The organism is Pseudomonas sp. CCOS 191, assembly GCF_001007005.1.
In the GTDB taxonomy this organism is placed as follows: domain Bacteria; phylum Pseudomonadota; class Gammaproteobacteria; order Pseudomonadales; family Pseudomonadaceae; genus Aquipseudomonas; species Aquipseudomonas soli.
Genome location: NZ_LN847264.1, coordinates 5,567,089 through 5,586,594 on the forward strand (window position 1 = coordinate 5,567,089; position 19,506 = coordinate 5,586,594).

General features: G+C 64.4%; 18 protein-coding genes. 12 read left to right on the forward strand and 6 right to left on the reverse strand.

What is annotated here, in order from left to right; genetic code table 11:
• Window positions 1-17 precede the first annotated feature (17 nt).
• The gene (locus CCOS191_RS24930; protein ID WP_046857393.1) at window positions 18-389 is read left to right on the forward strand and encodes a hypothetical protein; all 372 of its coding nucleotides are present in this window, start codon (window positions 18-20) and stop codon (window positions 387-389) included.
• A gap of 54 nt (window positions 390-443) precedes the next feature.
• On the opposite strand, the gene CCOS191_RS24935 is transcribed toward CCOS191_RS24930, so the two are convergent.
• Window positions 444-1,139, reverse strand: a complete 696-nt coding sequence (locus CCOS191_RS24935; protein WP_046857394.1) for a CatB-related O-acetyltransferase — start codon at window positions 1,137-1,139, stop codon at window positions 444-446.
• Window positions 1,140-1,285: 146 nt separating this feature from the next.
• On the opposite strand from CCOS191_RS24935, the gene CCOS191_RS24940 reads away from it, so the two are divergent.
• On the forward strand, window positions 1,286-1,747 hold the full coding sequence (locus tag CCOS191_RS24940) for an Lrp/AsnC family transcriptional regulator (RefSeq protein WP_046857395.1): 462 nt from the start codon (window positions 1,286-1,288) through the stop codon (window positions 1,745-1,747).
• Between the two features lie 5 nt (window positions 1,748-1,752).
• Here CCOS191_RS24940 and CCOS191_RS24945 read toward each other — a convergent pair whose 3' ends face one another.
• Complete coding sequence (locus tag CCOS191_RS24945; protein ID WP_028689051.1) at window positions 1,753-2,043, reverse strand: DUF3077 domain-containing protein; 291 nt, start codon at window positions 2,041-2,043, stop codon at window positions 1,753-1,755.
• Between the two features lie 818 nt (window positions 2,044-2,861).
• On the opposite strand from CCOS191_RS24945, the gene CCOS191_RS24950 reads away from it, so the two are divergent.
• The 9 genes from CCOS191_RS24950 to CCOS191_RS24985 all read left to right on the forward strand — a co-directional run bounded on the left by CCOS191_RS24950 (window position 2,862) and on the right by CCOS191_RS24985 (window position 12,931).
• Window positions 2,862-4,544 (forward strand): flavin monoamine oxidase family protein, encoded by a 1,683-nt coding sequence (locus CCOS191_RS24950; RefSeq protein WP_046857396.1) that lies wholly within the window; start codon window positions 2,862-2,864, stop codon window positions 4,542-4,544.
• A 16-nt stretch (window positions 4,545-4,560) separates the two neighbouring features.
• A complete protein-coding gene (locus tag CCOS191_RS24955) occupies window positions 4,561-5,343 on the forward strand; it encodes a carbon-nitrogen hydrolase family protein (protein WP_046857397.1) in 783 nt (260 codons plus the stop codon).
• A gap of 96 nt (window positions 5,344-5,439) precedes the next feature.
• Complete coding sequence (pqqF, locus tag CCOS191_RS24960; protein ID WP_046857398.1) at window positions 5,440-7,755, forward strand: pyrroloquinoline quinone biosynthesis protein PqqF; 2,316 nt, start codon at window positions 5,440-5,442, stop codon at window positions 7,753-7,755.
• A gap of 170 nt (window positions 7,756-7,925) precedes the next feature.
• Window positions 7,926-7,997: a pyrroloquinoline quinone precursor peptide PqqA gene (gene pqqA, locus CCOS191_RS27715; protein WP_003243383.1), complete on the forward strand. Its 72-nt coding sequence runs from the start codon at window positions 7,926-7,928 to the stop codon at window positions 7,995-7,997.
• Window positions 7,998-8,070: 73 nt separating this feature from the next.
• Complete coding sequence (gene pqqB / locus CCOS191_RS24965; RefSeq protein WP_046857399.1) at window positions 8,071-8,982, forward strand: pyrroloquinoline quinone biosynthesis protein PqqB; 912 nt, start codon at window positions 8,071-8,073, stop codon at window positions 8,980-8,982.
• A 27-nt stretch (window positions 8,983-9,009) separates the two neighbouring features.
• The gene (pqqC, locus tag CCOS191_RS24970) at window positions 9,010-9,747 is read left to right on the forward strand and encodes a pyrroloquinoline-quinone synthase PqqC (RefSeq protein WP_172670943.1); all 738 of its coding nucleotides are present in this window, start codon (window positions 9,010-9,012) and stop codon (window positions 9,745-9,747) included.
• Complete coding sequence (gene pqqD, locus CCOS191_RS24975) at window positions 9,744-10,019, forward strand: pyrroloquinoline quinone biosynthesis peptide chaperone PqqD (protein ID WP_046857401.1); 276 nt, start codon at window positions 9,744-9,746, stop codon at window positions 10,017-10,019. Before pqqC ends, pqqD begins: the two co-directional genes overlap by 4 nt.
• Window positions 9,991-11,139 carry a pyrroloquinoline quinone biosynthesis protein PqqE gene (gene pqqE, locus CCOS191_RS24980; RefSeq protein WP_038707229.1) on the forward strand — a complete coding sequence of 383 codons (1,149 nt, stop codon included), beginning with the start codon at window positions 9,991-9,993 and terminating at the stop codon, window positions 11,137-11,139. Before pqqD ends, pqqE begins: the two co-directional genes overlap by 29 nt.
• On the forward strand, window positions 11,120-12,931 hold the full coding sequence (locus tag CCOS191_RS24985) for a S9 family peptidase (RefSeq protein WP_046857402.1): 1,812 nt from the start codon (window positions 11,120-11,122) through the stop codon (window positions 12,929-12,931). The genes pqqE and CCOS191_RS24985 overlap by 20 nt, the downstream gene beginning before the upstream one ends.
• 31 nt (window positions 12,932-12,962) lie before the next feature.
• Here the strand turns inward: CCOS191_RS24985 and CCOS191_RS27720 are convergent, their stop codons facing one another.
• Entirely contained in the window at window positions 12,963-13,121 is a 159-nt protein-coding gene (locus CCOS191_RS27720) for a YqaE/Pmp3 family membrane protein (protein WP_003177654.1), read from the reverse strand.
• Between the two features lie 155 nt (window positions 13,122-13,276).
• Complete coding sequence (locus CCOS191_RS24995) at window positions 13,277-14,554, reverse strand: aspartate aminotransferase family protein (protein ID WP_046857403.1); 1,278 nt, start codon at window positions 14,552-14,554, stop codon at window positions 13,277-13,279.
• A gap of 210 nt (window positions 14,555-14,764) precedes the next feature.
• Here CCOS191_RS24995 and CCOS191_RS25000 point away from each other — a divergent pair, with 210 nt between their 5' ends.
• Entirely contained in the window at window positions 14,765-15,688 is a 924-nt protein-coding gene (locus CCOS191_RS25000; RefSeq protein ID WP_046857404.1) for a LysR family transcriptional regulator, read from the forward strand.
• Window positions 15,689-16,072: 384 nt separating this feature from the next.
• Here the strand turns inward: CCOS191_RS25000 and CCOS191_RS25005 are convergent, their stop codons facing one another.
• Both CCOS191_RS25005 and CCOS191_RS25010 read right to left on the reverse strand, forming a co-directional pair.
• Window positions 16,073-17,851, reverse strand: coding sequence for an acyl-CoA dehydrogenase C-terminal domain-containing protein (locus CCOS191_RS25005; protein WP_046857405.1), 1,779 nt, complete (start codon window positions 17,849-17,851; stop codon window positions 16,073-16,075).
• A 130-nt stretch (window positions 17,852-17,981) separates the two neighbouring features.
• Window positions 17,982-19,268, reverse strand: a complete 1,287-nt coding sequence (locus tag CCOS191_RS25010) for a GGDEF domain-containing protein (protein ID WP_046857406.1) — start codon at window positions 19,266-19,268, stop codon at window positions 17,982-17,984.
• Window positions 19,269-19,506 lie beyond the last annotated feature (238 nt).

The window sequence follows — 19,506 nt, forward strand, 5'->3', positions numbered from 1 at the left end:
GATCGAGGGAACGTCACATGAACATCCAAGGAACGCTTGGCGCCCTGCTCGTTGTACCGATGCTGGCCACGCTCGCAGGTTGCGTGGCACCGGGCTCCTACAACCAGGGCCAGCAGCCCAGCCAGATGGCTGGCGGCAATGCCCCGTGCACACCCAGCGCAACCGACAACCTGATCTCCACAGGCCGCAGCCTGCTCAGCATCGCCAACTCCGTGCTCGAAACCAAGAACAGCATGAATGGCACTTCAGCCACCTATGACCAACGCATGCAGCTTGCGGAGAACGCGCAGAAGGTCAACAAAGGCAACCAGATGCTCGACAATGTCGAGAGCATGACTGCTGGCCTGAAGTCGCCTTGCGCCACGGCGCAAACCAGCGCGTCACGTTGATCAAATCCGATCAGGGCTGCGCAGCAGCCCCGGTCGTAAACGTCTCTCGGCGATTCAAGCCGACGCCAGCACCTTGCAGCCACGCCGCGAAATCTCGATCCTCGTGTAACTTGCCTCACCCAGCCCGCTGATCCGGTCAAGACAGGCGGCAGGGTCGTGCAGCGGCAGCTCCAGCAACTGCCGGGTATCGCGCTCCCACCAGCGCGATGCGAGCAGACGCTCGATCATCGCTTCCGGGTATCGATAACGCACGACCTTGGCTGGAAAGCCCGCCACCACGGCATAGGGCGGCACGTCCCGAGTCACCAGGGCGCGAGTGGCGACAATCGCGCCCGTGCCCACTTCGACGCCCTCCATGATCATCGCACCTTCGCCGATCCACACGTCATGGCCAATGCGTACCGGCGTGCTCGGCGGCTCGTATTGCCACTGGGTACCGGTGAACTGGAAAGGGTGGGAACTCAACCAGTCGGTGGGATGAGCGTATTTTTCCTGGCCGATGACCACCGCGCTGCCGATGGAGCAGTAGCGCCCGATCGACTCGACCACCTGCAGCGAACCGCCGCTGCGGATATAGGTGTGAGCCCCGATCGAGACATCCAGGGTGGCAGCGCTGACCGCCACATCGCCGATGCGCACCTCGGCCTCGAGCGCCAGCCTGGCGCGCTTGCCGAACTTGGAAATGCCCGTGCTCACCTTGCAACCGTGTTGGCGAATCCATCGCCGCCAGTACCAGTCCTTGAACTTCATGGGTCAATCACTCCTGCCATGGTCCAGGCTGCCGAGCGGCAGCGGCCCGCTATCGTACCGCCTTGCCAACGTAATGCCAGCCCTGGGCGCCTTGCGCGAATCGGTCGCGCTTGCATAGGCTAGCAGCTCGACAAAAGAGACCTACCATGCCGGCCACCTCCTCCATCACCCTCGACGCCATTGATCGCCAGTTGATCTCCCTGTTGCAGATCAACGCCCGCGAAAGCGTCGCCACGCTCGCCCGCCAACTGGGGATCGCCCGTACCACGGTGAACTCGCGCCTCGAACGCCTGGAACGCAACAAGGTGATCACCGGCTATGGCGTGCGCCTGGGGCAACGCCTGATCGGCGGCGGCCTGCAGGCGTACGTGGGGATCAAGGCGCAGCCGCGCTCAGGCAAGGACATCGTGCGCCACCTGAGCGCCATGGGGCAGGTCCAGCAGTTGTGCGCAGTCAGTGGCGAATTCGACTATGTGGCCTGGCTGCTCAGCGACTCACCGGAGCAGCTGGACCAGTTGCTCGACCTGATCGGCAGCCTCGAAGGAGTGGAGAAGACCACCACGTCGATCATCCTCAGCAGCAAGGTGGACCGCGGGCAGCCAGGCTGAGGCCCTCAGGCCTCCATCGCGTCGAGCAGCCCCTCCAGCAGCGCCCGTACCGTTTCCGCCGAATGCAGGATCGACCAGATCATCGCCCGCCCCGCCTCGGGGGCATGATGCTGGGCATAGTCGTCGGCGATTTCCTGGATGGCCCGGGCCAGCATGCTGGCATGGACCAGGGCGTCGGCGGCATCGACGCCGGGGCGTACGGTGAAGATAGGGGGATGGCTGGATTGGCAGGAGCAGAAGGACTGCTCGGTGGTTGGGTTCAGGGCGAGGGGTGGGTCGGGGACGATCTTTTTCATGGTGTTGCCTCCATTACCGGCTCAAGGAGGCCACCACGCAACCTTCTCACGGGAATGGGTGGCAGCCATGGGCGGGGTGAGAACCGGCGAAGTTGGAGGCTACATTCCGGCCAGGCAAAACCTGCCCGCGCACAGCTGCCATGACAGCATGCCTCCAGTTTGATCGCCGGGTTCTCACGCCCGATCACCGAATATGCGGTGACCGGCTGAAGTTAACCGCGAAGGTTTACCCGCACAGCCAGACCGGAGCGACAGGGCTTGTAGGATAGGTCTCGTTAAATTTCACGTCTGTAGGAAATAGTCTGACAAATACCGAACTGCTACCGCTTTCACGGGCCCGACGAAAAATTTGCAGTGGCCCTGAGATCGAGCGCCGCCCGCGCGGCGCATCGCGGATGAATCCGCTCCTACATTTGTTGCAACGTACCGAACCTGTCAGGTCATGGTTGCCAGCCTTGGCGCATGTCTTGAGATGAGTGGGGTGGCGGTAATGCCCACCGAAAAACCGCGTCGAGCACACAAGGCGTATAACCATGGCCTATCAGGCATGGCCACGTTGCAACAGATGTAGGAGCGGATTCATCCGCGATGCGCCGCGCGGGCGGCGCTCGATCTCAAGAACACCACAAGGCCAACGCCGAACACCTTTCAGCAAGAAATCGTCACTATTAAAAATGACCAACCCATTAAGACGAAACAAATCACATAACGACGTCAGTTTTCACCTTAATAACGAACACCCCGCTTCATAAAATGGCCACCAGGCATTCTCTATACTCAGGCTCCGCCCCCTGCGCAGCCCCTGGCAAGGTCATTACATGAACAAGAAAAACCGCCACCCCGCCGACGGCAAGAAACCCATCACCATCTTCGGCCCGGACTTCCCCTTCGCCTTCGACGACTGGCTGGAGCACCCGGCCGGCCTGGGCAGCATTCCCGAGGCGCGCCATGGCGAAGAGGTGGCGATCGTCGGTGGCGGTATTGCCGGGCTGGTGGCGGCCTACGAGCTGATGAAGCTGGGCCTCAAGCCCGTGGTGTACGAAGCTTCCAAGCTGGGTGGCAGGCTGCGTTCGCAGGTGTTCAACGGCACCGACGGCATCGTCGCCGAACTGGGCGGCATGCGTTTCCCGGTGTCGTCCACCGCCTTCTACCACTACGTCGACAAGCTGGGCCTGGAGACCAAGCCCTTCCCCAACCCGCTGACGTCGGCATCGGGCAGCACGGTGATCGACCTGGAAGGCCAGACCTACTACGCCGAGAAATCCGCCGACCTGCCGCAGTTGTTCCACGAAGTGGCAGACGCCTGGGCCGACGCCCTGGAGAGCGGCGCGCAGTTCGCCGACATTCAGCAGGCCATTCGTGACCGCGACGTACCGCGCCTGAAAGACCTGTGGAACAAGCTGGTGCCGCTGTGGGACGACCGCACTTTCTATGACTTCGTCGCCACCTCGCGCTCGTTCGCCAAGCTGAGCTTCCAGCACCGCGAGGTGTTCGGCCAGGTGGGCTTCGGCACCGGCGGCTGGGACTCGGACTTCCCCAACTCGATGCTGGAAATCTTCCGCGTGGTGATGACCAACTGCGACGACCACCAGCACCTGGTGGTCGGCGGCGTCGAGCAGGTGCCACAAGGCATCTGGCGCCATGTACCGGAGCGCTGCGTCCACTGGCCGGCAGGCACCAGCCTCAGCACGCTGCATGGCGGCGCGCCGCGCACCGGGGTCAAGCGCATTGCCCGCGCCAGCGATGGTCGCCTGGCGGTTACCGACAACTACGGTGACGTGCGCCACTACGCTGCTGTGCTCACCACCTGCCAGAGCTGGCTGCTGACCACCCAGATCGACTGCGAAGAGTCGCTGTTCTCACAGAAGATGTGGATGGCCCTGGACCGCACTCGCTACATGCAGTCGTCGAAGACCTTCGTCATGGTCGATCGCCCGTTCTGGAAGGACAAGGACCCGCAGACCGGCCGCGACCTGATGAGCATGACCCTCACCGACCGCCTGACCCGCGGCACCTACCTGTTCGACAACGGCGACGACAAGCCGGGGGTGATATGCCTGTCCTACGCCTGGATGAGCGACGCCCTGAAGATGCTGCCGCACCCGACCGAAAAGCGCGTGCAACTGGCCCTCGACGCGCTGAAGAAGATCTACCCCAAGACCGATATCGCCGGGCATATCATCGGCGATCCGATCACCATCTCGTGGGAGGCCGACCCGCACTTCCTCGGCGCCTTCAAGGGCGCGCTGCCGGGCCACTACCGCTACAACCAGCGCATGTACGCACACTTCATGCAGGCCGACATGCCCGCCGAGCAGCGCGGCATCTTCATCGCCGGTGACGACGTATCGTGGACCCCGGCCTGGGTCGAAGGCGCGGTGCAGACGTCGCTCAATGCCGTGTGGGGTATCATCAACCACTTCGGTGGCCAGACCCACCCGGACAACCCCGGCCCGGGCGATGTGTTCCACGAAATAGGTCCGATCGCCCTGGCCGACTGAGCGAAGGAGTAGCGCCATGCGCATCGCCCTGTACCAGGGCACGCCAAAGCCATTGGACGTGCCCGGCAACCTCGAGCGCCTGCAGCACCAGGCCCAACTGGCCGCCGCCAGCGGCGCGCAGTTGCTGGTGTGCCCGGAGATGTTCCTCAGCGGCTACAACATCGGCCTGGACCAGGTGGAACGCCTGGCCGAGGCCGAGGACGGCCCCTCGGCGATGAGCGTCGTCGAGATTGCCCAGGCGCACCGGATCGCCATCGTCTATGGCTACCCCGAGCGGGGCGAGGACGGGACGATCTACAACAGCGTGCAACTGATCGACGCCCATGGCCGCAGCCTGTGCAACTACCGCAAGACCCACCTGTTCGGTGAGCTCGACCGCTCGATGTTCAGCCCAGGCGCCGATCACTTCCCGGTGGTCGAACTGGACGGCTGGAAGGTCGGTCTGTTGATCTGCTACGACATCGAGTTCCCGGAGAACGCCCGGCGCCTGGCGCTGAACGGCGCTGAGCTGATCCTGGTGCCGACGGCGAACATGGCGCCCTACGACTTCGTCTGCCAGGTGACTGTGCGCTCGCGGGCGCAGGAGAACCAGTGCTACCTGGTTTACGCCAACTACTGCGGCAGCGAGGGCGAGATCCAGTATTGCGGGCAGAGCAGCATCATCGGGCCGGACGGCGATGTGCTGGCGATAGCCGGTCACGAGGAAGGACTGTTGCTGGCAGATCTGCAGCGCGAGCGGATATTGAAAGGGCGCGAAGCGTTTCCCTACTTGGCGGACCTGCGTCGGGATCTGCACTGATTGGGGCCACATTGCGGTACATCGCCACGACTAGCCGGCTCCCGTAGGGGGCCAGCCAGAACAGACAACCTCAGCATTGCGCGCTAGCATGGCGTCATGTCCGACGCCATCCGCCACCTTACCCTTGCCAACGGCCTGCGCCTGACCCTGCGCCATGCCCCGCGCCTCAAGCGCGCGGCGGCAGCGCTGCGGGTGCATGCCGGCAGCCACGATGCCCCGGCGTGCTGGCCGGGCCTGGCACACTTTCTCGAACATCTGTTCTTCCTCGGCACCGCGCGCTTCCCGCTGGACGACGGCCTCATGCGCTATGTCCAGGGCCTGGGGGGCCAGGTCAACGCCAGCACCCGCGAGCGCACCACCGACTTCTTCTTCGAAGTGCCGCCCACAGCGCTGGCCGGTGGGCTGGAGCGCCTGTGCCAGATGCTCGCCGAACCGGACTTCGCCATCGAGCGCCAGCGCCGCGAACGCGAGGTGATTCATGCCGAGTTCATCGCCTGGTCGCGCAACCTCGAAGCCCAACGCCAGTTCACCTTGTTGCAATCGGTGTCGGCGCGCCATCCGCTGAGCGCTTTCCATGCCGGCAACCGCTACAGCCTGCCGCTGGAAAGCCCGGCCTTCCAGCAAGGGCTGAGACGGTTCCATCAACGCCACTATCAAGGCAAGCAGCTCACCTTGAGCCTGGCCGGCCCGCAGTCGCTGGATGAGCTGACACTATTGGGCAGACAGTACGGCGAGCTGTTCGCCCGGGGTGCGGGCACCGTACGCAACCGGCCGCCCGCCTTGCTCGAAGCGCCTTTGCGCCAGCCAACCGCATGGGGTGCCCGTCATGACTGGCTGTTCGCCCATGACCACGTGCCGGAAGGCGCGGAGCAGGCGCTTGAATTGTTATTGGCCCAGCTCACCGACAGCCGGCCTGGCGGTTGGCTGGATGCCTTGCGCAAACGGGGCTGGCTGCAGGACTGCAAGGCGCAACAACTCCACGCCCATGCCGGGCAGTTGCTCTGGCATGTCCAATTGCAGCTGTCGGACGAGGCCTGCCTGGCCGAGGCCCGGGCGCTGCTGTATGGCTGGCTGGGTTTCCTGCGACAGCAGGATCCTGGACAGCTGAACCTGCGCTTCACTCAACTGCAGCAACGCCGGGAACAAGCTGGCAGCGCGCTCGAACTGGCCCAGCGCGACAGCGCCGGCCGGCCGTTCAGCGGCCTGTCCGCCCAAGGCCTGATCGCCTTCGATGCACTGTTGGCCGACCTGCCATCCATGGCTGCAGGGGACTGGCAACTGCCCCCCGAGGAAGCGCTGCTGGCAGACGCACTGCCCACGATCGGCAGGGCATTGCCAGCCGCGCTCGCTATCGGCCACTGCCTGCCGCCAGCCCGCCAGTTCGCGGCCCTGGACCTGCGCTGGCAGGTTCCGTCACCTCTGCGCCAACGCCTGTGGACCGTTCTTGAGCACAGCCTTCGACCGTTGCGCGAGCGTGCCACGCAGGCGGCATTGCAACTGGGCTTCGAGGCCTGCGGCGAGTACTGGCAGTTGCGCCTGAAGGGGCATCCCCTGGCCGTGATCAACGCCACACAGGAGGCGCTTGCGTTGCTGCGCGTGCCTGCCAGGCAGCATTGGCACGCGCCAGCGGCAGCCGAAGCCCCCTTGATACCGATTCGTGCCTTGCTCAAGGCACTGCCGGACTCTTTGCTGAAGGGCGCAATGCAACCACTACCGGCCTGCACGCAGGACCAGGCGCAGCTCGATTCACTCTGGCAGCAGGCTCGGTGGCAGGGGTTGGCGCAAGGATTCGACGCGGCGCAACAGCGGGCGCTGGGAACCGTGTTACAAGGCCTCATGGGCCAGCCTGCCGAGCCTTCAGCACCACGCCCGATCCAGGGACGCCACTGGCGGCAAATCCAGACTTCGGGCAGCGAGCCCGCACTGTTGCTGTTCTGCCCATTGCCTGCGCATCTGCAGCCCACCGGCCGCCTGCTCGCCCAGCTGTTGCAAGGCCCGGTCTATCAACGCCTGCGCGTCGAGTTGCAGTTGGGTTATGCAGTGTTCAGCGCCTTTCGTCAGATCGAAGGCTACGGTGGGCTCCTGTTCGGCGTGCAATCGCCGCACGCCAACCACGCAGAGATTCTTGGCCACCTGCTGGAACTGCTGGGTCAAGGCGTCGCGCTGGACGCCGCTGCCCGTGCGCAGTTGGCAGACCAGTTCGACGAAGCGGCGATGAGCAATGCCGATGTCGTGCAATGGGCCTGGCAGGCACATATGGCGACACATAATCCGGACCTGTCGCGGATGCGACGGTCTATTCTCAACGTCGAACAAGCTCAGTTGGACGAACTGCTGCAACAACTCATCGAAGCCAGGCACGGTTGGCGGTGCCTGGCCAATGCCGCCGCCCCAGACGCAAAATGGCAATGACGCATGGGAGGATTGTTACCGTTTGTGCAAGGGCACATTTCGAATAATTAACCTTTCGGTACAATTTTTTCTTGTAAGATAGCGCAATCTCGGTCAATGGAACCTCTCGTGCCTGAGAGAACCCAATAATGAACCGACCACCTCAAACCCCATCCGGAAGGAGCAACCCCATGTGGACCAAACCTGCATACACTGACCTGCGTATCGGCTTCGAAGTGACCATGTACTTCGCCAACCGCTAAGCGGCAGTGCGTTACGACGCCTCGGCCCGCCGGGGCGTTGTCGTTTTTCGGATCAGCGTTTACGAGGGCGCGCATGTACATCCAGATTCTCGGTTCCGCCGCCGGTGGCGGCTTCCCCCAGTGGAACTGCAACTGCGTCAACTGCAAGGGCTACCGCGACGGCACCCTGCGCGCCACGGCGCGTACCCAGTCGTCCATCGCCCTGTCCGACGACGGCGAGCACTGGATCCTGTGCAATGCCTCACCGGACATCCGCGCCCAGCTCCAGGCCTTCGCGCCAATGCAGCCGGCCCGTGCCCTGCGTGACACCGGTATCGATGCCATCGTCCTGCTCGACAGCCAGATCGACCACACCACCGGCCTGCTCAGCCTGCGCGAAGGCTGCCCGCACCAGGTGTGGTGCACCGACATGGTCCACCAGGACCTGACCACCGGCTTCCCGCTGTTCAACATGCTCAGCCACTGGAACGGCGGGCTGGTGTGGAACCGCATCGAGCTCGCTGGCAGCTTCGTCATCGACGCCTGCCCGAACCTGCGCTTCACTCCCTTCCCGCTGCGCAGCGCCGCGCCGCCCTATTCGCCGCACCGTTTCGACCCGCACCCCGGCGACAACCTCGGGCTGCTGGTGGAGGACACCCGCACCGGCGGCAAGCTGTTCTACGCACCGGGCCTGGGCCAGGTCGACGCCAAGCTGCTGGAGATGATGCATGGCGCCGACTGCCTGCTGGTCGACGGCACCCTGTGGGAGGATGATGAGATGCAGCGCCGCGGCGTCGGCACCCGCACCGGCCGCGAAATGGGCCACCTGGCGCAGAATGGCGCGGGCGGCATGCTCGAGGTGCTGGACGGCTTCCCGCGTCAGCGCAAGGTGCTTATCCACATCAACAACACCAACCCGATCCTCGACGAAGACTCGCCGGAACGCGCCGAAGTACAGCGTCGGGGCGTGGAAGTCGCCTTCGATGGCATGAGTATCGAGCTGTAAGGAGGCCCTGTGAGCGACGCAACGCCGATGTCCCCTGCCGAGTTCGAGCAGGCCCTGCGCGCCAAGGGCGCCTATTACCACATCCATCACCCCTACCACGTGGCGATGTATGAAGGCCGCGCCAGCCGCGAGCAGATCCAGGGCTGGGTGGCCAACCGCTTCTACTACCAGGTCAACATCCCGATGAAGGATGCGGCGATCCTGGCCAACTGCCCGGACCGCGAAATCCGCCGCGAGTGGATCCAGCGCCTGCTCGACCACGACGGCGCACCCGGCGAGGACGGCGGCATCGAGGCCTGGTTGCGCCTCGGTCAGGCCGTGGGCCTGGACCCGGACCAATTGCGCAGCCAGGAGCTGGTGTTGCCCGGCGTGCGCTTTGCCGTCGACGCCTACGTCAACTTCGCCCGCCGCGCCAGCTGGCAGGAGGCCGCCAGCAGCTCGCTGACCGAACTGTTCGCCCCGCAGATCCACCAGTCGCGCCTGGACAGCTGGCCGCAGCACTATCCGTGGATCGACCCAGCCGGCTATGAATACTTCCGGACCCGCCTGGGCCAAGCCCGGCGTGATGTGGAACACGGCCTGGCGATCACCCTGCAGCACTACACCACCCGCGAAGGGCAGGAGCGCATGCTGGAGATCCTGCAATTCAAGCTGGATATCCTGTGGAGCATGCTCGATGCCATGAGCATGGCCTATGAACTGAACCGCCCGCCGTACCACAGCGTCACCGCCGAGCGGGTCTGGCACAAGGGGATCGCCCTATGAGTTTCGACCGTCAACAAGTGCCCGCCTGGCGCCCCGGCTATCGTTTCCAGTACGAGCCCGCGCAAAAGGGCCATGTGCTGCTGTACCCCGAGGGGATGATCAAGCTCAACGACAGCGCCGGCCTGATCGGCGGGCTGATCGATGGCCAGCGCAGCGTCGCCGCGATCATCGGCGAGCTGCAACAGCAGTTCCCCGGTGTGCCCGAAGTCGCCGACGACATCGAGCAATTCATGGAGGTGGCCCGTGCCGAACACTGGATCACCCTCGCCTGAGGTACCGGTAGGCCTGCCGCTATGGCTGCTGGCCGAACTCACCTACCGCTGCCCGCTGCAGTGCCCGTACTGCTCGAACCCGCTGGATTTCGCCGAGCAGGGCAAGGAGCTGAGCACCGAGCAGTGGTTCAAGGTGATGGCCGAAGCCCGCGAGATGGGCGCCGCGCAGATTGGTTTTTCCGGCGGCGAACCGCTGGTGCGCCAGGACCTCGCCGAGCTGATCGGCGAAGCCCGGCGCCTGGGCTACTACACCAACCTGATCACCTCCGGCATCGGCCTGACCGAGCAGAAGATCGCCGCGTTCAAGCAGGCCGGGCTGGACCATATCCAGATCAGCTTCCAGGCCAGCGACGAGCAGGTGAACAACCTGCTGGCCGGCTCGAAGAAGGCTTTCGCGCAGAAGCTGGAGATGGCCCGGGCAGTGAAGGCCCACGGCTACCCGATGGTGCTCAACTTCGTCACCCATCGGCACAACATCGACCGGATCGACCGCATCATCGAGTTGTGCATCGCCCTTGAGGCCGACTTCGTGGAGCTGGCCACCTGCCAGTTCTACGGCTGGGCGCACCTCAACCGCCTTGGCCTGCTGCCGACCCGCGCCCAGCTGGAACGGGCCGAGCGCATCACCAATGAGTACCGCGACAAGCTCAAGGCCGAAGGCAGCCCGTGCAAGCTGATCTTCGTCACCCCCGACTACTACGAAGAGCGCCCCAAGGCCTGCATGAATGGCTGGGGCAGCCTGTTCCTGACCATCACCCCGGACGGCACCGCCCTGCCCTGCCATGGCGCGCGCCAGCTGCCGGTGCAGTTTCCCAATGTGCGCGACCATGACCTGCGCCACATCTGGTACGACTCGTTCGGCTTCAACCGCTTCCGGGGCTATGACTGGATGCCCGAGCCGTGCCGCTCGTGCGACGAGAAGGAAAAGGACTTCGGCGGCTGCCGCTGCCAGGCCTTCATGCTCACCGGCGATGCCAGCAAGGCCGACCCGGTGTGCGCCAAGTCACCGGACCACGGCATCATCCTCAAGGCCCGCGAGGAAGCCGAGCACGCCACGTTGGAGATTGAACAGATGACCTTCCGCAACGAGCGCAACTCCCATGTCATTGCCCGCGGCTGAGTTCAGCGCCACCCAGGCGGTGGCCGCCGGGACCGACTTCGCCGAACTGAAGGTCGGCGAACACGGTGTGTTCTGGAACGAGTTCCGGCCGGCCGATGGCGCTTGTCGGATCTGGCATTGGCGCGACCACCAGGCGCGCTGTCTTACCCCGGACGGGTTCAGTGTGCGCAGCCGGGTCTACGAGTACGGCGGCGGCAGTTTTTGCCTGAGCGACGAAGGGCTGGTGTTCGTCAACGAACAGGACCAGCAGGTCTACCTGCAGGCACTGGACGGCAGCTTGCCGCGCCGGCTCACCCATGCCGACGACCGCCGCTACGGTGATGTGCAGTGGCATGCGGGCGAGGTGCTGGCCGTCGAAGAGCAGCATGGCGAACAGGTCGTGCATCGCCTGGTGAGTCTCTCGACGGAGCATCGGCAAATCCTGGCCGAAGGGGCCGACTTCTACGCCTCGCCCACGCTGAGCCCAGACGGCAAGCGGCTGGCCTGGATCGAATGGGACCGGCCGGCGCAACCCTGGACCGTCACCCGCCTGATGTGCCGGGAGCGCGAGCCTTCTGGCGTCTGGGGCGCGGCACGCTGCGTCGCCGCGCAGGACGAATCCTTGCAGCAGCCCCGCTTCGATGAACAAGGCTGCTTGTACTGCCTCTCCGACCGCGACGGTTTCTGGCAGCCCTGGGGCGAACTCGACGGACACTGGCAACGCCTGCCCGCCGCATCCGCAGACCACGCCGCCGCTCCCTGGCAGCTAGGCGCCAGCACCTGGTTGGCCCTCGGCTCCGCCAGCTACCTGGCCAGCTGGTTCGAGGGCGGTTTCGGGCAACTGGGGTTGCGCCGCGACAGCGGCGAAGTGGAGCGTTATGCCAGTGCATACACGCGGTTCCGTAGCCTGGCCTTGGATAACGAGCGGATCTATGCAGTGGCCGCCTCGCCGATCAGCCCAGCGGCGGTGATCGCCATCGACCGGCGCAGCCACGAAGTCGAAGTACTGGCAGGCGGCGCCGAGGTACTGCCGGTGGAATGCATCAGCCGCCCGCAGCCGATCCGCTATGCCAGTGGTGATGGCTCGGCCCACGGTTTCTTCTATCCAGCCATGCAAGGTACGGCCGGCCTACCCCCACTGGTGGTGTTCATCCATGGCGGCCCGACGTCGGCCTGCTACCCGGTGCTCGACCCGCGTATCCAGTACTGGACCCAACGCGGCTTCGCCGTCGCCGACCTCAACTACCGGGGCAGCAGCGGCTACGGTCGCGCCTATCGCCAGGCGCTGCACCTGCGCTGGGGCGAATGCGACGTCGAGGACGCCTGCGCGGCAGTCAGGCATCTTGCCGAGCAGGGCCTGATCGACCCGGCCCAGGCGTTCATACGCGGTGGCAGCGCCGGGGGCTACACCACCCTGTGCGCCTTGGCCTTCCAGGATGTGTTCCGTGGCGGCGCCAGCCTGTACGGCGTCAGCGACCCCGAGGCGCTGGGCCGGGCCACCCACAAGTTCGAAGGCGACTATCTGGACTGGCTGATCGGCGACCCGCAACGCGATGCCGAGCGATATCGCCAGCGCACACCATTGCTGCACGCCGGGCAAATCAAGGTACCGGTGATTTTCTTCCAGGGTGAGCTGGATGCGGTGGTGGTACCGGAGCAGACACGCAACATGCTTGAAGCCCTCAAGGCCAATGGCATCGAGGCCGAGGGGCATTTCTACGCGGGCGAGCGACATGGCTTCCGCCAGGCGGCGAACCTTGCGCATGCACTTGAGGAAGAGTGGAAGTTCTACTGCCGGTTGCTAGGCCGGTAACTCACCTGGGGCTGCTGCGCAGCCCCAGTCTTCAGCGCTTGGCAATGATGTACACCGCGTGCACGATCCCGGGGATGTAACCCAGCAAGGTCAGCAGGATGTTCAGCCAGAACGCGCCACCGAACCCTACCTGGAGGAAAACGCCCAGCGGCGGCAGGAGGATGGCGATGATGATACGGATGAAGTCCATGCAATGCGCTCCTTGAAGGTGTATCAACACAGACTAGCCGCACCTGCCGGAGGTTCCACCGGGCAAAAAAACGCCCCTGGCCATGTATTTCAGACCAGAGGCGATGCGCAGGAACGCGAGACGGTTCGTTGAAATTCTGTACGTCGGCTGCCGGGTCAGGCCGGCACTTCACGGCGATTGTGCTGCTGGGCATGCAGCCGGGTGAACGCCCGGGCCAGGCGCAAGAGCATCTCGTCGATGTTGCCCTTGCTCACGGTCAATGCCGGCGAGAAGCGCACCACGTCGGCCTGCGGCGCATTGAGCAGCAAGCCTTCCTGCAACGCAGCCTCGACCAGCTGCGCCGCGGTACCCTCGCGTAATTGCAGCCCCCACAACAGCCCCTGGCCGCGCACTTCGCCCTGGCCGTAGCGACCAGCCAGGCGGCTGAGGCCATCGCGCAGGTGGCGACCACTGTCCATCACCTGCTCGAAGAACCCCGTCTCCAGCACGGTCTGCAGCACAGCCAGCCCGGCAGCGCTCATCAGTGCGTTGCCATGGTGGCTGCCTTCCAGCTCGCCCGGCTCGGCGCAGCAGGCACGCCCGCGGGCCAGCAGCGCGGCCAACGGCACACCACCACCGAGTCCCTTGCCGAGAGTGATGATGTCAGCCCGCACGCCGTAGGTTTCTTCTGCCAACAGGGCGCCGCAACGTCCTACACCGGTCTGCACCTCATCGAGGATCAGCAGAATGCCCAGCTCACGGCACAAGCGCTCGACACCCTGGAGGTACTCACGGGTGGCCGGGATCACGCCGGCCTCACCCTGTATCGGCTCGAGCATGATCGCCACGGTGCGCGAGTCGACCGCCGCATGCAGCGCCGCCAAGTCGTTGAACGGCACCTTGCTGAAGCCCGGCAAGCCGGGCTCGCAACGGTTGCATGGCAGCGGGTCGGACGCCGACAACGCCCCGAGCGTGCGCCCATGGGAGCCTTGGCTGGCGGTAATGATGTGATAGGCGCCGTTGCGGTGCAGCTGGCCCCATTTGCGCGCCAGCTTGATCGCACCCTCGCAGGCCTCGGCGCCACTGTTGAGCAGGTAGGCCTGATCACTGCCGGTGCGCTGGCACAGCAGCTCGACCAGATTCAGCAGGCCGCGGCTGTGATAGCCCGCGCCAGGATTGATCAAGGCCTGGGCCTGGTCGCCCAGGGCCTTGACCAGCACGCTCGGGCTGTGACCCAGGCTGTTCACCGCGCAACCCTGGGTGAAGTCCAGGTAGGCGTGACCCTCGTCGTCCCACAACCACGATCCCTGGCCTCGCACAAACACGTGCGGCGCACGTTCGATGCTGGGCATCAGTCGCTCGCGGGAGCACTGCGCGGCGGCGGGCACGCTCACCGAGGCACGCTCGGGCTCAGCGACGGCGGGTGCCGAACGGCGCAGGTTGAACAGGTTCATCGGGACTCCGGCCAATCACGGTGGTGGGTGTTCAAGGTTCCGGTCTGGCGCCGGAATTGAATATTCTGCCTTGCCTATCAAAAGTGTTTTTCAGCTGGGGTAACAATCGCCGGGATGAGCGCTGTAACCCGTTGGAATACGGCGATAGACTAGGCCTCTGGTCGTTTCGCGGCCATTTCGTTTTCTCAGCTTTTTCGATAAGTATCACTTATGGATTTTCGCCAACTGCGTTACTTCGTCGCGGTCTATGAAGAAGGCCATGTGGGCCGCGCCGCCGAACGCCTGTCGCTGTCCCAGCCCGCGCTGTCGCAGCAGATTCGCCAGCTGGAGCACAGCCTCGACCTGAGCCTGTTCGAACGCAGCAACAAACGCCTGCTGCCCACGCTAGCCGCGCATACCCTGTACAACCACGCCGTGCCCTTGCTTGATGGCCTGCAACGGGCCCATGAGGCCATGGGCAACTTCAAGGGCCAGTCGCTGCGCACCCTGGCCATCGGCGTACTGCAGACCGTACGGCCAAGCCTGGTGCCACAGCTTCTGGAGCGGGTGCGCAAAGCCCAGCCGCACCTGGTGGTACAGATCTATGAACTGTCGGGGTCGGAGATCGAGCGGCGCCTGCTCAACGGTAGCCTGGACATCGGCATCAGCTACCTGCCGCCACGCCAGCCAGGGCTGCATGGCTTGCTGCTGTACGAAGATGAACTGCAGTTGGTCATCCCCCGTACCCACCCCTTGAAGGACTTCAAGAAGGTCTCGATCCGTCAGGCGGCCGAGTTGCCGATGCTGATGCTTGGCGAGGAATTCCAGATCCGCCAGATCTGGAAGGCACAGCTGGCCAGCCAAGGGCGCAGGCCGCAGGTGCAGGCCGAGATGAACAACATGGCGGGGATCCTCGACAGCCTGGCGCACACGGCGCTGGTGACCATCCTGCCGGGCCGGGCCAAGGATGCCGCGCAGGACGACCAGGAGCTGCTGTGGAAGCCCCTCAGCGAGCCACGTATTCCGCTGAAGGTAGGCCTGGTGTTCCGTGACGCGCAACGTCAACAGGCCTCGGTCGAGCTGCTGCGCAGCTTGCTGGAGGAAGAGGCCGACCCACGCCAACTGGGGATATCGCCGCTGGACGCGCTTGGCTGAAACACGCGCACAAAGAAAACCCCGCCTAAGCGGGGTTCTCCAGACTGTTTCCCTTCGACATCCCTATCATCCCGCCATCCTGGCAGGAAATCCTTCTTGTCCCTGTTCTATCTTTTCGCGCTTCCTGCGCAACTTCCTTGTAAGGCGTCCTGCTCTGTCCATTGCGCGTCCTGCGCTACGTCCATGTAAGAAAGAGTAACCGTGGATCCAATCTTAGGAAAGAGGCGAAACGTCACCACGTCGTGTAAGCCAAAGCTTACAAAAGAGGTCCATTCATAAACATGCGCCGCCGACCAAACAAAAAGGCCGCCCCCGCAGCCGAAATTGCATCCGGTGCGGGGGCGGCCTCATGCCGCAACAGGGCTGCCAGGCAGCCCGGCGGGGTCAGAACTGCGCAGCGTCCAGCAGGTACAGCGACTCGCTACCGGCCTTTACCGAAGCTGCCAGCGAATGAACACGCGGCAGCAGGCGGGCAAAGTAGAACCGTGCCGTGCCCAGCTTGGCGCCATAGAAGTCAGCATCCCCTTCGCCGGCCTTGGCGGCACGCGCCATCAGTGCCCACATGTAGGCATAGGCGACATAACCGAATGCGTGCAGGTACTCGACCGAAGCCGCGCCGATCTCATTGGGGTTGCCCTTGGCCTGATCCAGCACCCAGTTGGTCAGCTCGTCGAGCTGGTCGAGGGAGGCTGCCAGGGGCTTGGTGAACTCGCCAAGGTCAGCAGCGCTGGCGGCGATGAACTCGCGGATCTCGTCGGCGAACAGCTTGTAGTAGGCGCCACCACTTGCCACCACCTTGCGGCCGACCAGGTCCAGTGCCTGGATACCGTTGGTGCCTTCGTAGATCTGGGTGATGCGTACATCGCGCACCAACTGCTCCTGGCCCCATTCGCGGATGTAGCCATGGCCGCCGAAGACCTGCTGGCCATGCACGGTGCACTCCAGGCCCAGGTCGGTAAGGAAGGCCTTGGCCACCGGGGTCAGCAGCGCTACCAGTTCCTCGCTGCGCTTGCGGGTCGTGGCGTCTTCGCTGTACTTGGCGCTGTCGAGCTGCATCGCCACATAGGTGGAGAACGCGCGGCCGCCTTCGGTCAGCGCCTTCATGGTCAGCAGCATGCGCCGCACGTCCGGGTGGACGATGATCGGGTCGGCCACTTTGTCCTTGGCCTGCGGCCCTGTCGGGGCGCGGCTCTGCAGACGGTCACGGGCGTATTCCACGGCATTCTGGTAGGAGCGCTCGGCCGAGGCCAGGCCCTGGATGCCGACACCCAGGCGCTCGTAGTTCATCATGGTGAACATGGCCGCCAGGCCCTTGTTCGGCTCGCCGACGATATAGCCGACCGCTTCGTCGAAGTTCATCACGCAGGTGGCCGAGCCCTGGATGCCCATCTTGTGCTCGATCGAGCCGCAAGTGGCCGGGTTGCGCGCGCCGAGGCTGCCATCTTCGTTGACCAGGAACTTGGGTACCAGGAACAGCGAGATGCCTTTCGGGCCTGCCGGTGCATCCGGCAGCTTGGCCAGTACCAGGTGGATGATGTTCTCGGTGAGGTCGTGCTCGCCGCCGGTGATGAAGATCTTGGTGCCGCTGACCTTGTAGCTGCCGTCGGCCTGGGGCTCGGCCTTGGTGCGGATGATGCCCAGGTCGGTACCGGCGTGGGGCTCGGTGAGGCACATGGAGCCGGCCCAGACACCCGAGTACATGTTCGGCAGGTACTTTTCCTTGAGCGCTTCACTGGCGTGGGCATTGATCGACAGGCAGGCGCCGGCGGTCAGCATCGGGTACAGGCCGAAGGCCAGGCTCGAGGCATTGACCATTTCCTCGACCTGGGCCGAAACGACCTTGGGCATGCCCATGCCACCGAAGAGCGGATCGCCGCCAACGCCGACCCAGCCCCCTTCGGCATAAGTGTTGTATGCCTCGATGAAGCCCGCCGGGGTGCGCACCGAGCCGTTGTCCCAGTGGCAACCCTCTTCGTCGGCGGCACGGCTCAGCGGCGCGATGGTCTTGCCGGTGACCTTGCCGGCCTCCTCCAGCACCGCCATGGCCGTATCGGCATCGACTGCCTCGGCAAGGCCGGGCAGTTGCGACCAGAGCGTGGCCACGTCGAAGACTTCATTGAGGACGAAGCGCATATCGCGCAGGGGCGCTTTATATTCAGCCATGACAACCTCTCGCTATAAGGGTCGGGGCGGCCCGTGAAGGCCGCGGCACTGGGATGACCGCAGTGTAACCGAACAACTTTTACGAGACATAGGGTCATCATGCGACCGAATGGTCAGGCATAGTCACGCGCTAACCCGCCATGCGCACGGCCCCACGCCGCGACTGCTGACCGAAGGTCATGACGCAGTTACGCCCCGCTCCCTTGGCGCTGTACAGCGCCTGGTCGGCGGACTTGAGCACTTCGTCGGGGTTGCGGTGCTCGACCTGGCGCTCGGCGACGCCGATGCTGATGGTCACCGACACCGTGGTGTTGGCGCCGCCCCCACGGCGCTGGCGACCGGTGGAGTCATCCTGCGGTCGACTGTTCTGGTCGCGCAACTGGATCGCATAGTTGGCGATCATCTCGCGCACCGCCTCCAGGTGCGGCAGGCATTCTTCGGCGGTCTTGCCGGCGAACACCAGGGCGAACTCCTCGCCACCGTAACGGTAGGCGCGCCCGCCCCCGGTCACCTTGGACAAACGGCTGGCAACCAGGCGCAACACCTGGTCGCCGACATCGTGACCATGGGTGTCGTTGAATTTCTTGAAGTGGTCGACGTCGGTCATGGCGATCACATAGTTGCGCCCCAGGCGTTGCATGCGCTCGTTCAGGGCGCGCCGCCCCGGCAGGCCGGTCAGCTCGTCGCGGAAGGCCATCTGGTAGGCCTCGTGGGATACCGCGGCGGCGATCATCAGCATCACCTGGCTGCACATGATGTTCAGGGTGAACGGCAGGATGAAGGTCTTGGGCAGCATCCAGAAAATGCCGATCAGGCCGATGATCTGCGCGGCATGCAACGGCCTGGGCTCACGCAGGTACTGCACCACCAGCAGGATGAACACCGCCAGGAACAGCGGATAAGCCAACTGGATGAGGCTCATCCACTGGCCATGCAGCGAGGGCCAGCGGATCTCGGCCAGCCAGCCCAGCAGCGCCTCGGGGAAACTTTGCTCCAGCGCCACCGCCACGCTGCTCACGGCGAACAGCACGGCGAACCGGGCCAGCAGGTCCTGGGCCAGGTGCGTGCGTTCCTGCCAGGCGCCATACAGGCCGAACAGCGCCGGCAACAACAGGCAGACCAGGTGGAAGATCACCGCGGCATCCTCGCGGACCCGGCCATTGTCGCGGTAGAAATCAGTCTGGGTGTCGAGCAGGAAATAGGCGATGTACACCGTGACCATCAGGAACAGCTCACGCTGGCGGCGATACACCGCGCAGTAGGCGCCGCCCAGCAACAGGACCAAGGTGGGCAGGACATTGAACAGCGATGTGAAGAAGACGCTGAGGTCCCTCACATAGGCTGCAGCGAGCCCCGCCAGCAGAAGGATCAGCGATGGCAGAAAGTGGCTCGCACGTACAGCGGATAGACGAAACAAGGGTAATCTCCGACCCGGCAGATCAATAATGGCATTGTGCCCCTACTTCATCGGCAGCGCACATGAATAGATGAATTTACGGACGCTTTAACGGCAAGGATGGCGGCCAGCTTGAGACTTTCTCGTAACTGGATGCGACATTTGCCTATAGGAGTACTCCATCGCGGGGCATGGGTGTGCCCCGCGCCAAGCGGCTTCGCGCAAAGTCGCAGGCAAAAAAAAACCGCCTGCCGGTAAG

Coding starts and splice junctions, on each gene's coding strand:
- pqqB (WP_046857399.1), top strand. CDS start 8,071: ATGTACATCCAGATTCTCGGTTCCGCCGCCGGTGGCGGCTTCCCCCAG.
- CCOS191_RS24985 (WP_046857402.1), top strand. CDS start 11,120: ATGTCATTGCCCGCGGCTGAGTTCAGCGCCACCCAGGCGGTGGCCGCC.
- CCOS191_RS25000 (WP_046857404.1), top strand. CDS start 14,765: ATGGATTTTCGCCAACTGCGTTACTTCGTCGCGGTCTATGAAGAAGGC.
- CCOS191_RS25005 (WP_046857405.1), bottom strand. CDS start 17,851: ATGGCTGAATATAAAGCGCCCCTGCGCGATATGCGCTTCGTCCTCAAT.
- CCOS191_RS24955 (WP_046857397.1), top strand. CDS start 4,561: ATGCGCATCGCCCTGTACCAGGGCACGCCAAAGCCATTGGACGTGCCC.
- pqqD (WP_046857401.1), top strand. CDS start 9,744: ATGAGTTTCGACCGTCAACAAGTGCCCGCCTGGCGCCCCGGCTATCGT.
- CCOS191_RS24950 (WP_046857396.1), top strand. CDS start 2,862: ATGAACAAGAAAAACCGCCACCCCGCCGACGGCAAGAAACCCATCACC.
- CCOS191_RS24935 (WP_046857394.1), bottom strand. CDS start 1,139: ATGAAGTTCAAGGACTGGTACTGGCGGCGATGGATTCGCCAACACGGT.
- CCOS191_RS27720 (WP_003177654.1), bottom strand. CDS start 13,121: ATGGACTTCATCCGTATCATCATCGCCATCCTCCTGCCGCCGCTGGGC.
- pqqC (WP_172670943.1), top strand. CDS start 9,010: ATGTCCCCTGCCGAGTTCGAGCAGGCCCTGCGCGCCAAGGGCGCCTAT.
- CCOS191_RS24930 (WP_046857393.1), top strand. CDS start 18: ATGAACATCCAAGGAACGCTTGGCGCCCTGCTCGTTGTACCGATGCTG.
- CCOS191_RS24945 (WP_028689051.1), bottom strand. CDS start 2,043: ATGAAAAAGATCGTCCCCGACCCACCCCTCGCCCTGAACCCAACCACC.
- CCOS191_RS24940 (WP_046857395.1), top strand. CDS start 1,286: ATGCCGGCCACCTCCTCCATCACCCTCGACGCCATTGATCGCCAGTTG.
- CCOS191_RS24995 (WP_046857403.1), bottom strand. CDS start 14,554: ATGAACCTGTTCAACCTGCGCCGTTCGGCACCCGCCGTCGCTGAGCCC.
- pqqF (WP_046857398.1), top strand. CDS start 5,440: ATGTCCGACGCCATCCGCCACCTTACCCTTGCCAACGGCCTGCGCCTG.